Raw genomic sequence first — 14,445 nt, forward strand, 5'->3', positions numbered from 1 at the left:
AATAAATAAGACTATCGTTGTTAGACGATAGTCTCTACCTGTTTTACACGATTACCCCTTTTTCTTCATCCCCGCAGCCATAAACGGAAGAACAGTCCCAAACAGTATCGTTCCGCCAAAGAAATTGCCGAGATACGGCTGTCCCATTATGTAGCAGACAGCGAACACACAGACAGCCAATCCGATCATAACATAGGCTGGATAAAATCTTTTTGGAAAGCTCGTCCTTTGTGTAATTCGGAAAAATACAAGCCCGATAACCAGCGGGACAATCCATAAGTAAAATAAGATCAATATTTTCATAGCAAAAACTCCATCTTTTTTCTCTTATCATAACAAATGGAGAACGAAAAAGCGTCTCCTAAATCTTAACTGGGATATTCCTCGCGTAGCAGACCATAAACAAAGTGGTCAACATAACCGTGATGGATTCGTTCATATTGTCTGAGACATCCTTCTTTTGTAAACCCTAACCTTTCAGGCCGGATATTTTATTTTTAGCTCGAAACACAGCCGGATTAGAAATGGCTGTTAACCATAAAAAATTGGTGTTGAAAAATACTTTTACTTATCAAACGATATGCAAAATTTTATAGATAATAATCGAGAACATATTGCTGAGTTCGGACGATTTTTCTCTATAAGTAAAGACGCAGCGAAAACGTTATTGTATGCAATAATATCGTATTGTCAAAGCATCATAATGATACTTTCCTTCTGGCTTGGACAAACTCCCGTATGTTCACCCATGGTTCAAAAAATGTAGGAGTCTCCTTCTGGAATATGAATGATAAAGATTGGGTAACACCACCTATAGGTAAGATCCACCCCAGTTACTGGTAGGTGTAATTCCTTTTTGGACCTATGTTAACAAAGAATTAGCTAAAAGTTATGGTAAAGTGCTTGACCTATAATAAAAGGAAACAGCTACAAAGAACTGTTTCCTTTTATTAATGATTTTGTATAGCTTTATGACAAGTCATTTTCCATACAGTTGCCATTAATATAAAAATGATTGCTGTAACGATAGCAACGAAAATGGTAAAAACAACAATGGCATTAAATAAAGAAGTTTCTTGTGCAAGATATCCTATACCGAGTACTGGCACCCCTACACCCGTGTAAATCATAACATACATGCTGGACATAACATCCCCTTTTATCTTATCGGGTGTTATATCATTAACAAGGGCTAGACTACCCATAAAAGCAAATCCTTGTCCTATACCTGTAATGATTGTAGATAGTGTTAAAATAAAGATAGAATCCATAGGAACAGCCGTAACTAGTCCGAATAACCCTAAGCATAATAACACTAGTCCTAACCTCATGGATAAAGTGAATGGTGTTTTATTAAATAAAATTTGTGCAATAACCGAAACGATTAGCATAAGAAAAACCACACCGCCTGTAAATGCCAAATTATTGATTCCTAGCAAGTTTGAAACATAAGAAGGAATCAAGGACATATACAAAGCTGTAACAGACCAGGCTAAAAATGCAGTTATTCCACCCATAAAAAATGGAACTTTGATGTTACTTGGCACTTTAGGCTTTTTGATTTGAAAGTTTTCGCCACGGCTTTGAATGGTTTCCGGTATAAACCATAGACTAAAAAACAATGGAAGAACCACTATTAAATGAAAAACATATGGGAAAGTTGTTGGATAATTAGTATATTCTGCTATAACACCAGAAATGGCAGGTCCTATGGCAGTACCAGCAGCAGTCGAGATTGAAGCAATTAAAGCTGCAATCTTCTTGTTTGAGAACGGGTTCAATTCAGAAAGGGCTGCTGTAGCTGCACCACTTATAATACCAACTGATAATCCTTGAAGAGCCCTAGCAAAAAAAAGCCATTCTATATTATTAGAAAATATAAAAAGAATTGATCCTAAGATCGAAGTAAATAAACCTAAGATGACGATCTTTTTACGACCAAATCGATCCGATAGTTGGCCAAATAACAACAGGGTAGGTATTAACACCAAAGCATATGTAGAAAAGATAAATGCTAATAAACCAGATGAAAAGTCCCAACGCTCTTTATATACTTCATAAAGAGGAGAAGGAAGGTTTGTTCCTACCATTACCATTAATAAAGTAAGGCCGACAATCCAAAACGCGTTTTTATGCTGCTTTTCTTTCATTTTTTTCCACTCCTTAGTCACTAATATTATTTCAAAAGCTATTTTTATTGTATATACTTGTTAATACCATGGTCATCGAAATATGCATGTAGGAGGTTCAACAATGGAATTTAATCCAACTGTTTCGAAATTAGCAGTACTTTTAAGTGACTTATCAAGGTCAAGAATTTTAATTTGTTTAATGGATGGTCGCTATCACTCAGCAGGAGAATTAGCACTCGCAGCCAAAATTAAACCACAAACGGCAAGTTTCCATCTTAAAAAAATTGCTGAAAGCGGGATTATAAAGGTTAAAAATGAGGGGAGACATCGATTTTATTCTTTAAAAGATGCTGAAAGTGCGGCAATACTGGAATCATTCTTAGCTATTTCCCCTACTCCAGCAGTAAATTCTTTCAATCAAACTTCCAGCAAAAAGACTATTAAGCTTGCTAGAACTTGCTATGACCATTTAGCTGGAGAATTAGGAGTTAAAATTACAAGATTTTTAATTCACAATAAATTCTTACTTGAGGCAGATGAAAAGAATTACCTTCTTTCTGAGGATGGCAAAGATTTTTTTAAAGACTTTGGAATTGAGGTAGATGAGCAAAAAAATAAACGTAGAGCTTTTGCAAGGAAATGCCTAGATTGGACTGAAAGAGAATACCATTTAGCAGGGGCTTTAGGAAATTCGATTATAACAAGAATGTTCGAACTTCAGTGGTTTCAAAGAAGAAAAGACACGAGGGCTTTACGTTTAACCGATAAAGGTAAGTGTGATATTCATAAAGTATTTAATATTAATATAGAATAAAATATCCTATTGCTCTTTTTCTCATCGACTAAAAAATATATTCCCACTAAGATGGCACCTTTGATATGGCGAAAATAAGAAGCTTAGACTCACTAAGTCCTCTCAACCAATAAAATGAAAGCCGAAAATTCCTTAGCATAGGAAAATCGGCTTTTTTCATGTCGAATTTTGCTTAGCCTATGTTTTCCGCTTTTTGTTGGTAGGAACACAAGTAGAGATCATCATGTATGTTTAGTGTTTACATACAAAATCCTCCTTTTTAGTATGATAAAAAAAGCCGACTCGAAGTCAGCCTTTTTAACCAGAAATTGTATCGAAGATCAGAAAAATATTAAGTGCAACAATCAGTGCAGCAATTAACCATGATACGATTGTTACCCATTTGCTATTTTTTAAACTTCCCATAATCCGTTTATTGCTTGTAAAGATAATCAGCGGGATCAGGGCAAACGCGATTCCGAAGGACAAGATAACTTGGCTTAGGACAAGTGCAGTTGTCGGATTGACACCTGATGCAATGATGGCAATCGGCGGAATCATGGTAATAAACCTTCTTAAATAAAGAGGAATTCTAAAATTGATAAATCCTTGCATGATAATATCTCCGGACATCGTTCCGACAGATGAGCTTGATAAGCCGGCTGTTAACAATCCGACTCCAAATAAAACAGCAGATAAAGGACTGACCATGCTGCTAAAGTGATTGAAGGCGACATCCAAGTCTTCAACGAATAAACCGTTCTTATAGAATAATGCGGCAGCAACGATGAGCATACTTGCATTAATTGCCCCGGCAACGAGCATCGCAATCAAAATGTCGATAAATTCAAAGCGAAAAATCTTTTTCTTTTCTGATTCCGTTTTCCCAACAACTCTGCGCTGAGTGAGAGCAGAATGTAAATAAATAGCATGCGGCATGACAGTTGCTCCCAAAATCCCAGCTGCTAAGAGGATGCTGTCAGTTCCATTAAAACGCGGAATGAGCATTCCTTTCATAACAGCAGTCAGATCAGGTTTTGCAAAAAAAGTCTGAAAAGCAAAGGCGATCACCACAATAAATAGCATTCCTGTTATCGCTGCTTCAAGGGGACGGACACCGCGTCTTTGCAGTTCCAAAATGGCAAATGATCCCACTGCAGCAATAATCGATGCTTCAAGAAGTGGAATGCCAAACAACAGATAAAGGCCGAGAGCTGCTCCAATAAATTCGGCGAGATCTGTTGCAATGACGACAAGTTCTCCTTGGATCCACAAGCCAATAGAGACCGGTTTAGGGAATTCCTGTCTAGCAATCTCGGGAAGGTTTTTTCCTGTCGCAATCCCAAGCTTAGCTGATAAAGACTGAATAAGCAGCGCCATCAAATTAGAAAATAAAATCACCCATAATAGCAAATATCCATATTTAGAGCCGGCAGCAATATTTGTCGCGAAGTTGCCGGGATCTATGTAGGCGATGGCTGCGATAAAAGCTGGGCCTAAGAAAGGAAGCAGTCTTTTAAATCCTCTGCTTTTTCCCTCCAGAGCATCTTGAGCGTCCTTAGAGATTTTTGTATGTTTGGACATATCGTGACTAACCATGTGATTCACCTTGATTCTATATTTTTTCCTTGTACACAAAAGTTTCCTCAATGCAAAATATACATTCATCATATGATTGGAATGATAAATTGTCAACTATTTTATGTTGAAATAAAAATCAGCATCACTTGGTAGTGATACTGATTGACGAGTTATGAAGCCGTTTCTTTATTCAGTCTCCAAAGTGCTAAACCAAGACTGCAAACACACATGAAAACCAACAAAGCAATGATTGGTAAAACGACTTGGAGAGAAATTGTTTCCCCTAATATGATACTTCGTAAAACATTGATAACATGTGTAAATGGATTAAGATTAATCACCGTTTTAAGGAGATTTGAGACATTTTCAACAGGAAATAATGCAGTGCTTAAAAAGAAAATGGGTAGCACAATGATGTTCATCATTGTTTCATATATTACTTCATTAGGTAACAACAGGCTGATCGTGTATGTAAGTCCTGACATAAAAAATGCTGTCAAAAAAATGAGTAGGATCATAACAAAGATATCGATGATACTAAAGGAAAATCTTACACCAAATAACAAGCTTATGCTACATAAAATAAGGACTTCCAAAAAAGTGCATAAAACGGCTTCTAGCATTTGTCCTAGTACAATTGCGCTTCTTTTCATTGGCGCAATAAGCAGTCTGTAAAAACTCCCGTTCGATTTCATGATAAAATTGATGATCCCGGCACTACTGCAGGCAGCCATCGTAACTAGGATGATAATGCCTGGCAGGATATAAGCAGGATAGTGATCAATTCCTGTATGTTGCATCGTTCCGTTTGCAACAGCACTATACAGTAAAAGCCATAGTATAGGCTGTGAAATTGTGATGAGAATGGATAGTGGGTTTTGAAACCGCCACTTCATATTTCGCCAGAGGATATAAAAAACAATCATCTAGACACCTCTTCTCCGTCTTTTGTCAAATGTATGAAGACCTCATCCAGACTTGGCTGACCAATTTCAATACCGGTAAAAGGGATGTTATGTTCAAGTAACCAACTATTCACAGTACGCAGTTCTTCTTGACTGTTATTTGCTCCAACGATAACAAAATGTTCCTCGGTTATGACAGGTTTAAATTTTCGCAGTTGAGCGGCACAGGCTTTTGCCTGCTCTATTTTAGCAAAGCCGATCCGAACGATATCTTGGTGCATATACTGTCGCAGTTCATGAGGAGAGGCTTGAACAATCTCACGTCCGTCCTTCATTAAACAAATTGTATTTGAAAGTTGGTCAGCTTCTTCTAAGTAGTGGGTTGTAAGAAAAATGGTGACTCCGAAATCATCGCGAATTTTCTTCATCATTTTCCACATGGCCATTCTTGACTGAATATCCATGCCTACAGTTGGTTCGTCCAAAAACAAAATTTTTGGGTGTGACATCATGTTCATCGCAATATCCAATCTCCGTTTAACACCTCCCGAAAAAGAGGCTACCGGGTGTTTGCGATAGTGCTCTAACTCAAAGCAGCTAATCAGATCGTTCATTCTCTTTTTAGCAGTATCACCATTTACTTTATAGAGCCTTGCTTGAAACATCATATTTTCTTCCATGGACAAGTGTGTATCAATAGAAGTTCGTTGTGCAACACAAGCAATTTGTTTCCGAATAGAGCAAGGATCTTGATCAATATCTTTTTCCATAATCGTGATTGTTCCTGAAGTTTTGGGGAGATAGGTTGTCAGGATATTGATGAGTGAAGATTTACCAGAACCATTTTGTCCAAGAAGTGAGAAAATCTCTCCTCTGTCTACTTTCAGGTTCAAACCATTCAAAGCTTTTACACCATTCTTATACTGCTTGGTCACATGTTGAACCTTAATGGCATTCATGTGATTCAACCTCTTTTATAGGATAGAGAATCTCAGTCATATACTGATGGGGATTACCTTTGAAAATCAATCCCGGTCCTTTAATATAGACTTCCCTAAAGGGCAGATGCAGCTTGAGATGGTGTTCTTGGGCATATTGTTCAATTTTTTGATGCGCACGAGATAACGTTTCATAAGGACCAACATGGATAATGGATATTGCTTTGACTCGTGGCATCTCTTTTACTTCAATACCGTATCCAACCGGAGTTTTTGCGGTAGGAACGCACAACTCGAGTTCACCGATTTTTGTTTCAGGGTTCATCATATAGTAGCAGAAAAAAGGTGCACCATTTGTCTTACCGCCAATAGACTTAAACACACTTGGGAATACCTTGTTCGCCTCTGTTACCATCCCTTTATAGCGCATAAAAGCTACACGAATAGGTTCAACATCTCTAATCTTGATAGTCATTTTTATGTCCTCCAGTTTACTGTTTTTTGATTGCAATCCATATTTCGGAATGTCCGCCTGTTGGTTTTTGATCACTGACAGGATAAACCTCGATATCCGGAAGTTCAGCATATTGATAACCTGAAAAAGGAAGCCATTCAGTTAAAAAGCGTTTATACATGTATTGAATGGATTGTGGATAGTGTCCATCACATTGTAAAACGACCCAAGTAGCAGAAGGAATCTCGAACTCTTCCATCCCTTTAGGTAATGGCTTATTTGTGGCCACAGCGACATAGTAAAAAATATAGTGTGGATGCGAATAAATATTGACACCCAAAAGCTTTTGATGTTCTTGTTCTGATAGATTGGTGATTTCTGAAATGCGATGGTCTCTCCACAACTTTTCCCAAAATATTGGAACTGTTTGCGAATTTTCCTCCATGTCTTCTGAAAGAGGAATTCTGACCCCAACAATTCGAAATGCTTCTTTTTCTTCAATTCGATACCTCATACTCTCATCTCCTGTAACTGAAACCTTAAAACGAATTGGCAGGTAAGCCTTAAGCGGCGCACCTTGAGTTCTTGCAGCTGTGGGAGAAATTCCGTGAACATTTTGGAATGCGCGATTAAAGGCAGTGGGTGAAGTATACCCATACTTAAAACCAATATCTGTTATTTTCGAGTTATGAGTTTGAATATCAAAAGCTGCCTGTGTCATTCTACGGTCACGTATATATTTGGAAAGTGGCACGCCTGCGACATATGAAAACATTCTTTGAAAGTAGTAGGTTGAGCAACAAGCTATTTTAGCTGCTTCATCGTAAGAGATTTGACCAGTTAAATTTTCTTCTATGTATTCGATTGATTTACTCAATTTTGTGAGCCATTCCATGTGATCACCTCCTCTTAGATAAAAGGTTAACATAATAAAAAAATGACCTTCTCTCTTTCTGTGCCCAATTTTGTAAACTTTTAAAAAAGTAAATTTGACGCTGTAATGGAAGTTGTCAAGAAGTAAATTACCTGTTTCTGACGGTTATATTTACTTAATTGTAAAAAAACAAGTAAAGAAGACGGCTATGTTAATAAATATAAGTAGTCAAATAGTTAGTTTTATATATTATTAATTTAATTAAATAACTTTACGATTCTACCATTTTGTAGTAATGTGCTATATAAATTGCGGAATGAGAAAGGAAGATTGAGGATGGGACATGTATTAATGGTTGGTTTTCCTGGTGAAGGTCATATTAATCCTTCTTTAGGATTAATAAAGGAGCTACAATACCGAGGAGAGAGGATTGTATACTATGCGATTGAAGAATATGCTGAAAATATTAAAATAACGGGGGCTGAAGTTCGTTTTTATCCAGATTTCAGAAACGAATTAGGACTTGCCAAAAACTTAACTGGTGATGAAAAACGCGATTTCTCTGAACTGATTTACAAAATGACGGCATATGTAAAAAAAATCGTTGAACACATTGATCAAGAAGTGAGAGATGAAACTTATGACTATGTACTGTTTGATCATCATTTCTTGCCAGGAAAAATGATCGCGAATATGCTGGGGTTGCCAGGGATTTCATTGTGCACAACATTTGCCATGAATGAAGAGGTAGTGAACTCATTTCATCAACAGCACCAAGCTGATCTGGAAAATTCACCTTACTTTGAAAAATGTATGCTCGCCTTAGAGGAATTAAGTGCTCAATATCCTATCCATCTTCAACATCCAAGTGATGTTTTCTCTTGTTCAGGAGACCTTACCATTGTTTTCACTTCTAAAGAATTTCAGCCTCATCCAGAAACTTTTCCAAATGACTATTTATTTGTAGGACCATCGATTACTAACCGGACAGTAACTGCTGAATTTCCATTTGCAGAGCTTGAACATGAAAAACTAATTGTCATCTCAATGGGTACAATTTTTAATCAACAAAAAGATATTTATAATATGTGTCTTGAAGCTTTAAAAGATTTTGATGGCAAAGTGGTCATGTCAATTGGGAAATATATGAATAGCGGCGAACTGAATGAGATTCCTGGACATTTTATTGTTAAATCTTATATACCGCAATTGGAACTTTTGAAAAGTGCCAATTTATTTATTACTCACGGAGGGATGAACAGTACAAATGAAGGGCTTTATTTTGATACACCACTGCTTGTCATTCCAATGGGAGCTGATCAATTTATGGTTGGCAAACAGGTTGAAAGGGCAGGGGCAGGAATAAAGCTTGATAAAAGCAAATTATCTTCAGTTGTGTTAAAAGAAAAAATAGACCAGATCTTGGGGAATAATCAATATGCGGATGCAGCGGCCAAAATTGGAGAGTCCCTTCGAAATGCCGGCGGCTACCATCGAGCGGCAAATGCCATATTGGATATGCGAAAATAAGTGAAAATGGTATCCATCGCGAAAATCATTGTATACTAATAACAACACAACAAGGAAGGATGGACTTTTCATGCAAAATGATCAGGCAGACTTAGAAGCTCAACTGAAATTGATTGAAGAATGGGAGAAAGAACAGCAGAAAGAATGGTTTTGGGAAAAAATCGGCCGTCTCCCGTTCAAAGTATTAGATAAGCTCACACCAGCATTTATTCAAGATAAAATTGGAGTCCTCCTTGATGAAGTCGGCGGGTTTATTCAAAATGGCGGTCAATATTTAACATCGGAAAAACGATTAATTGAGCACTTTCAAAACAAACTGCCAAACGAAACGATGGAGACGGTTGCTGATATTCAGAAAGCTCCTTTATCTGTAATGGATCAAATTTGTGAAGAACTTGGGAAAACAAGAGCAAATATGGCAACTGTTCAAGGAGCTACTACAGGAGTCGGTGGCCTATTTACCTTGGCTGTTGATATTCCCGCCATTCTTGGTCTTTCCTTGAAAACCTTGCAGGATATCGCGATATCGTATGGTTATAATCCAAAAGAAAAAACGGAGCGGATGTTTATCATTAAGTGTCTTCAACTTAGTGCGGCAGACATCGTCGGGAAAAAAGTGCTTATTCAAGAGTTAAGTCAGTATCATCAACAACCGGAAGCACGTCAAAATATGATTTCGCAAATTCAAGGGTGGCGTGAAGTCGTCTATAATTATCGTGATTCATTTGGTTGGAAAAAGCTTTTTCAAATGGTCCCTGTTGCCGGTATTCTCTTTGGCGCTATCTCAAATCGTTCGATGGTAAACGGTGTAGCTGAAACAGGTATGATGATGTATAAGAAGCGAAGGATTTTGGAGAAACTTGCGGAGATCGAGAAAATAGATTTGGAAAAAGATGCTTAAAGAAAAGGCTGCCGTATATTGAAACGGCAGCCTAAGATTTTTCTGTAAAGCGCGGCAGTCTGAAGACAATAGCGCAAATTCCACAAATCCCGATCAAAATTGGATAAAAAGAATAAGGGAGGACGCTAATTGGTGATATTTTTGCAATTTGGGCCGCTGACAACATCTGCGCTCCGTATGGAATCAGCCCTTGGATCACACATGAAAAAATATCGAGAATACTTGCTGATTTTCGCGGATCAATTTCATATTGATCAGATAAGTCTTTGGCCAGAGGTCCAGCCGTAATGATGGCTATCGTATTATTGGCAGTAGCCAAGTTGACGACACTAACAAGTCCGGCAATCCCTGCCTCTGCTCCCTTTTTCGAATGAACGCGTCTGGAAATGAACTGCAGAAGAAAAGCGATCCCGCCATTTCGTTTCATCATTTCTGCCATTCCACCGATCAGAAGAGACAAAATGATAAGCTCTGACATTCCGCTGATCCCCTCGGTTATGGCTTGTAAATAAGAATGAAGTGTTAGGCTGCCATCAAATATCCCGATAGCACCGGCTAAAACGATTCCACCAAAGATAACGGCCATTACATTAAAACCGGAGATTGCAAATATTAAAACGCCGAGATATGGTAAGACCTTTATCCAACTGAAATCACCTTCTTGAGCTTGAAGTTGACCTCCTGATGTGAAAATCATCAGAACAATAATGGTGATCATTGCAGCAGGTAAAACAATGATGAAATTTGTTTTAAACTTGTCCGACATTTTTGTTTTTTGCGTGCGAACTGCGGCAATTGTTGTATCAGAAATAAATGATAAGTTATCGCCAAACATGGCACCACCTACAACTGCAGCTACTGAAAACGCTGCTGAAACACCGATTTCAGCGCTAATGCCGGCAGCAATTGGAGCAAGTGCCGCAATCGTTCCTGTTGATGTTCCCATTGATACTGAGATAAAAGCAGCAATGATAAATAACCCGCTAACCATAAACTGCTCAGGAACAAAGGAAAGTGCTAGATGTACTGTCGAATCAACAGCTCCCATCGCTTTTGTAGCAGCAGAAAACGCTCCCGCTAAAATAAAGATCATGACCATAATCATAATATCAGGATGGCCTGCACCTTTTGCAAACCACTCGGTTTTCTGACTCAGTGATTCTTTTCGATTCATAGCGAGTGAAAAAACCGCCGCGACCAGTGCAGCAACAACGATTGGAAGACTATAAAAATCGCCAGTTATGACGCCTGATCCCACAAATAAACAAACAAATAATAACAGTGGCAAAAGTCCTGAAGCTTTTGCATTTAGCTTTTGCATGATGTACACCCTCTTCTATTGTTAAAACCGTTTATCACCAATATCCAACACTTTAAAAGGCGGAAGGTCAAAAGTCAAATGGTAAAATGAGTTTAAGAAAAAGTCAACTATAAAAATGTTAATAGAAAAGAATAAAGACAATGGGAACCATCATATTTTAAAAAAAGACAAGCCAATTCGAATACTGAATATTTAAAGGGATTGGAAGATAATAGAATACAAAAAAACGAATTTTTCTTTATTTGGGATAAGATTAAAATATTATAAATAATTGACCTTCAAAAGAGATTTCCGCTTTGTTTTGTTATATAATTTACAGATATGATACATTGAAATGTATTTCAAAATTTTTGAATAGATGAATAGGAATAAAGTACTGGTGGGAGAGTGTAACTTGAATGGCAGCTTTGTTTAAATTTTTTCAACATTCTGGGGTCAGGCGTTTTTTTGTTTTTGTTGTGTTGGCGGGAATTTTGTATTTATTTAGCAGTATGATCAATCTGATACTACTTACGTTTATTTTTACGTTTTTAATGAACCGTTTAGAGAACGTCATCAGAAATTTCTTGAATCGTTTTATGAATGTCAGTCAAAAACTGATTATATCTTTATTATACTTAGCATTGGCTATCGGACTTACGATTGGTGGAATCATGTTTTATCCAGTTATCGTTGAGCAGATTCAGCAGCTCATTAGAAAAGGAAAATATATTGCCGCACATCCTGATAGCATTCCATTTGTTGATATGATTACCGATATGTTTGGTGATATTAATCTGTCAGCCTATTTTGAAAAAGGATTTAATTTTATCTATGAATATATAACAGATATAAGCACATTTGGCATACAGGTTGTTATGTCGTTAATTCTCAGTATGTTCTTCCTAATTGAAAAAGATAAAGTCATCAACTTAATGGAGAAATTCAAGACGAGTAAGGTTGCTTCATTTTATGAGGAGTTTGCTTATTTTGGGAAAAAATTCACAAGTACATTTGGTAAAGTCATTGAAGCTCAGTTCATTATTGCGACTGTCAATTGTGCTTTAACAACGATAGCCCTTGCATTTATGGGATTTCCCCAGCTTTTTGGTCTGTCAGTCATGGTATTTTTCCTCGGCTTAATTCCCGTTGCCGGTGTTGTGATCTCTCTCATTCCGTTAAGTATTATTGCCTATAGTATTGGCGGTGTTGCTTATATCTTTTCAATGGTGTTGGTCATCATGATCGTTCACGCAATTGAAACGTATTTTCTCAATCCGAAATTGATGTCGGCGAAAACGGAATTACCTATCTTTTTCACATTTATTGTGTTAATTTTTTCTGAACATTTTATCGGAATTTGGGGATTGATTATCGGAATTCCAATTTTTGTGTTCGTTTTAGATATCCTAAATGTGACAAATAAAGAAGATAATGGGTATTCTGTCACCGATAAATAGCAAATAATTGTAAATATAAAAATTTTGTTTACATTTTTCGAATTTTCAGGTATAAATGTAATATAACATTATAGCGCCACACGTTTAATCCTTATTAAGGAGTGGGGGACCCGATCATTTGGGGTGAATTTCTCAGTTCACGGAGAACTGAGAGACGGACATCTCTTCGTCCGAACCCGTCAGCTAACCTCATCAACGTGAAGAGAGTCATGTGGAACCAAAATTAAAAATGGTAAAGTCCATGAGAGATCTCTCATGGGCTTTTTTTGGAAAGGGGATGCTTCAATGAAGTTAGCTACAAAGATTATCATTTCTTTAATATTAGGTGCAGTTGTCGGAATTATTTTAAATGTTACTTCACCGGATCTATTTGACAAGCTCAATACATTTTTGTTCGGACCGCTTGGCACGATCTTTTTAAATCTAATCAAAATGCTTGTCGTTCCAATCGTGTTCTTTTCTCTTACTCTAGGTGTTGCCGGCCTTGGAGATCCAAAAAAACTTGGAAGAATCGGTGCGAAAACGATCTCTTATTTTTTAGTGACAACAGCAGTCGCTATTACAATCGGACTTTCTTTAGCATTGATCATTAAACCTGGAACAATCGGAAGTTATGATAAAAGCGCCGCGGAATTTTCAGCTGAAAAAGCACCGAGTATTGCGGAAACACTGCTCAATATCATTCCGACGAACCCTGTTCAAGCAATGGCTGAAGGGAATATGCTTCAAATCATTGCGTTCTCGATATTAGTCGGTTTTGGCATTACAGTACTTGGAAAAAAAGCAGATACTTTGCTGAGAGTGGTCGAACAAGGGAATGACTTGATGATGTATCTCGTCAATCTCGTTATGAAATTCGCACCATTCGGAACTTTCGGATTAATCGCAACAGCGATTGGCAGTCAGGGATGGGATGCTATTAAAGCGATGGGTCTTTATATGATTGTTGTTGTCTTGGCGCTTTTCATCCATGCGATCGTCACTTATGGTTCAACAATCGCATTACTTGCTAAACGAAATCCTTTGACATTCTTTAAAGACTTTTCAGAGGTAATGCTTGTTGGCTTCAGTACATCGAGCAGTAATGCAACATTGCCGATATCAATGGATGTTGCACAAAGAAAACTAAAAGTTCCTGAACCGATCAGCAGTTTTGTACAGCCGCTTGGAGCGACGATCAATATGGATGGAACAGCGATTATGCAAGGGGTCGCGACCGTGTTTATCGCTCAAGTTTATGGCGTTGACTTAACATTTACACAATTGATCATGGTCGTACTGACAGCCGTACTGGCTAGCATTGGAACTGCAGGGGTCCCGGGAGTCGGTTTAATCCTGTTAGCGATGGTTCTTCAATCAGTTGATCTTCCTGTAGCTGGAATTGGGCTAATATTAGGAATTGACCGTCTATTAGATATGATCCGAACAGCTGTCAATATAACTGGAGATGCAGCATGTGCTGTCATTGTCTCTGAAACAGAGAAAAAGCATGGCAAGATTGAAGCGCCGCATTCAGATGTGAGCGCATAGAAAAATGATATAATCAAACAGTGCCTTTTTGGGCACTGTTTATTTTT

Annotated in this window: 13 protein-coding genes, 1 pseudogene and 1 riboswitch; of the genes and pseudogenes, 5 read left to right on the plus strand and 9 right to left on the minus strand. The window is 37.6% G+C overall.

Annotation, left to right across the window (positions count from 1 at the left end; all coding sequences use genetic code 11):
* Positions 1 to 51 precede the first annotated feature (51 nt).
* The 3 genes and pseudogenes from HOO54_RS04775 to HOO54_RS04780 form a co-directional block, all read right to left on the minus strand.
* Positions 52 to 303 carry a hypothetical protein gene (locus tag HOO54_RS04775; RefSeq protein WP_172293052.1) on the minus strand — a complete coding sequence of 84 codons (252 nt, stop codon included), beginning with the start codon at positions 301 to 303 and terminating at the stop codon, positions 52 to 54.
* Between the two features lie 65 nt (positions 304 to 368).
* Positions 369 to 482 (minus strand): annotated as a pseudogene (locus tag HOO54_RS24085) (GNAT family N-acetyltransferase); the annotation flags it as partial.
* A 468-nt stretch (positions 483 to 950) separates the two neighbouring features.
* Positions 951 to 2,150 carry an MFS transporter gene (locus tag HOO54_RS04780; RefSeq protein WP_172293054.1) on the minus strand — a complete coding sequence of 400 codons (1,200 nt, stop codon included), beginning with the start codon at positions 2,148 to 2,150 and terminating at the stop codon, positions 951 to 953.
* Positions 2,151 to 2,253: 103 nt separating this feature from the next.
* Between HOO54_RS04780 and HOO54_RS04785 the strand changes: the two genes are divergently transcribed.
* Positions 2,254 to 2,946 carry an ArsR/SmtB family transcription factor gene (locus tag HOO54_RS04785; protein WP_172293056.1) on the plus strand — a complete coding sequence of 231 codons (693 nt, stop codon included), beginning with the start codon at positions 2,254 to 2,256 and terminating at the stop codon, positions 2,944 to 2,946.
* Positions 2,947 to 3,243: 297 nt separating this feature from the next.
* Here the strand turns inward: HOO54_RS04785 and HOO54_RS04790 are convergent, their stop codons facing one another.
* From HOO54_RS04790 to HOO54_RS04810, 5 genes are all read right to left on the minus strand, one after another.
* Entirely contained in the window at positions 3,244 to 4,524 is a 1,281-nt protein-coding gene (locus HOO54_RS04790; RefSeq protein ID WP_172293058.1) for an Nramp family divalent metal transporter, read from the minus strand.
* A gap of 152 nt (positions 4,525 to 4,676) precedes the next feature.
* Entirely contained in the window at positions 4,677 to 5,432 is a 756-nt protein-coding gene (locus tag HOO54_RS04795; RefSeq protein WP_172293060.1) for an ABC transporter permease, read from the minus strand.
* Positions 5,429 to 6,370, minus strand: a complete 942-nt coding sequence (locus HOO54_RS04800) for an ABC transporter ATP-binding protein (RefSeq protein ID WP_172293062.1) — start codon at positions 6,368 to 6,370, stop codon at positions 5,429 to 5,431. The genes HOO54_RS04795 and HOO54_RS04800 overlap by 4 nt, the downstream gene beginning before the upstream one ends.
* A complete protein-coding gene (locus tag HOO54_RS04805) occupies positions 6,357 to 6,824 on the minus strand; it encodes a GyrI-like domain-containing protein (RefSeq protein ID WP_216664710.1) in 468 nt (155 codons plus the stop codon). Before HOO54_RS04805 ends, HOO54_RS04800 begins: the two co-directional genes overlap by 14 nt.
* A gap of 16 nt (positions 6,825 to 6,840) precedes the next feature.
* A complete protein-coding gene (locus tag HOO54_RS04810) occupies positions 6,841 to 7,698 on the minus strand; it encodes an AraC family transcriptional regulator (protein WP_172293064.1) in 858 nt (285 codons plus the stop codon).
* A 315-nt stretch (positions 7,699 to 8,013) separates the two neighbouring features.
* On the opposite strand from HOO54_RS04810, the gene HOO54_RS04815 reads away from it, so the two are divergent.
* Complete coding sequence (locus HOO54_RS04815; RefSeq protein WP_172293066.1) at positions 8,014 to 9,207, plus strand: macrolide family glycosyltransferase; 1,194 nt, start codon at positions 8,014 to 8,016, stop codon at positions 9,205 to 9,207.
* Positions 9,208 to 9,277: 70 nt separating this feature from the next.
* On the plus strand, positions 9,278 to 10,108 hold the full coding sequence (locus HOO54_RS04820) for an EcsC family protein (RefSeq protein WP_172293068.1): 831 nt from the start codon (positions 9,278 to 9,280) through the stop codon (positions 10,106 to 10,108).
* Positions 10,109 to 10,139: 31 nt separating this feature from the next.
* On the opposite strand, the gene HOO54_RS04825 is transcribed toward HOO54_RS04820, so the two are convergent.
* Positions 10,140 to 11,429: a Na+/H+ antiporter NhaC family protein gene (locus tag HOO54_RS04825; RefSeq protein WP_172293070.1), complete on the minus strand. Its 1,290-nt coding sequence runs from the start codon at positions 11,427 to 11,429 to the stop codon at positions 10,140 to 10,142.
* A 398-nt stretch (positions 11,430 to 11,827) separates the two neighbouring features.
* Here HOO54_RS04825 and HOO54_RS04830 point away from each other — a divergent pair, with 398 nt between their 5' ends.
* Positions 11,828 to 12,868, plus strand: a complete 1,041-nt coding sequence (locus HOO54_RS04830) for an AI-2E family transporter (protein WP_172293072.1) — start codon at positions 11,828 to 11,830, stop codon at positions 12,866 to 12,868.
* A 71-nt stretch (positions 12,869 to 12,939) separates the two neighbouring features.
* Positions 12,940 to 13,080: riboswitch (cyclic di-AMP (ydaO/yuaA leader) on the plus strand.
* A gap of 73 nt (positions 13,081 to 13,153) precedes the next feature.
* A complete protein-coding gene (locus tag HOO54_RS04835; protein ID WP_172293074.1) occupies positions 13,154 to 14,398 on the plus strand; it encodes a dicarboxylate/amino acid:cation symporter in 1,245 nt (414 codons plus the stop codon).
* Positions 14,399 to 14,445: the final 47 nt, after the last annotated feature.

Origin of the sequence: Bacillus sp. WMMC1349 (assembly GCF_013155385.1) — a bacterium.
Lineage (GTDB): Bacteria > Bacillota > Bacilli > Bacillales > Bacillaceae > Bacillus.

Coding starts and splice junctions, on each gene's coding strand:
- HOO54_RS04775 (WP_172293052.1), bottom strand. CDS start 303: ATGAAAATATTGATCTTATTTTACTTATGGATTGTCCCGCTGGTTATC.
- HOO54_RS04780 (WP_172293054.1), bottom strand. CDS start 2,150: ATGAAAGAAAAGCAGCATAAAAACGCGTTTTGGATTGTCGGCCTTACT.
- HOO54_RS04785 (WP_172293056.1), top strand. CDS start 2,254: ATGGAATTTAATCCAACTGTTTCGAAATTAGCAGTACTTTTAAGTGAC.
- HOO54_RS04790 (WP_172293058.1), bottom strand. CDS start 4,524: ATGGTTAGTCACGATATGTCCAAACATACAAAAATCTCTAAGGACGCT.
- HOO54_RS04795 (WP_172293060.1), bottom strand. CDS start 5,432: ATGATTGTTTTTTATATCCTCTGGCGAAATATGAAGTGGCGGTTTCAA.
- HOO54_RS04800 (WP_172293062.1), bottom strand. CDS start 6,370: ATGAATGCCATTAAGGTTCAACATGTGACCAAGCAGTATAAGAATGGT.
- HOO54_RS04805 (WP_216664710.1), bottom strand. CDS start 6,824: ATGACTATCAAGATTAGAGATGTTGAACCTATTCGTGTAGCTTTTATG.
- HOO54_RS04810 (WP_172293064.1), bottom strand. CDS start 7,698: ATGGAATGGCTCACAAAATTGAGTAAATCAATCGAATACATAGAAGAA.
- HOO54_RS04815 (WP_172293066.1), top strand. CDS start 8,014: ATGGGACATGTATTAATGGTTGGTTTTCCTGGTGAAGGTCATATTAAT.
- HOO54_RS04820 (WP_172293068.1), top strand. CDS start 9,278: ATGCAAAATGATCAGGCAGACTTAGAAGCTCAACTGAAATTGATTGAA.
- HOO54_RS04825 (WP_172293070.1), bottom strand. CDS start 11,429: ATGCAAAAGCTAAATGCAAAAGCTTCAGGACTTTTGCCACTGTTATTA.
- HOO54_RS04830 (WP_172293072.1), top strand. CDS start 11,828: ATGGCAGCTTTGTTTAAATTTTTTCAACATTCTGGGGTCAGGCGTTTT.
- HOO54_RS04835 (WP_172293074.1), top strand. CDS start 13,154: ATGAAGTTAGCTACAAAGATTATCATTTCTTTAATATTAGGTGCAGTT.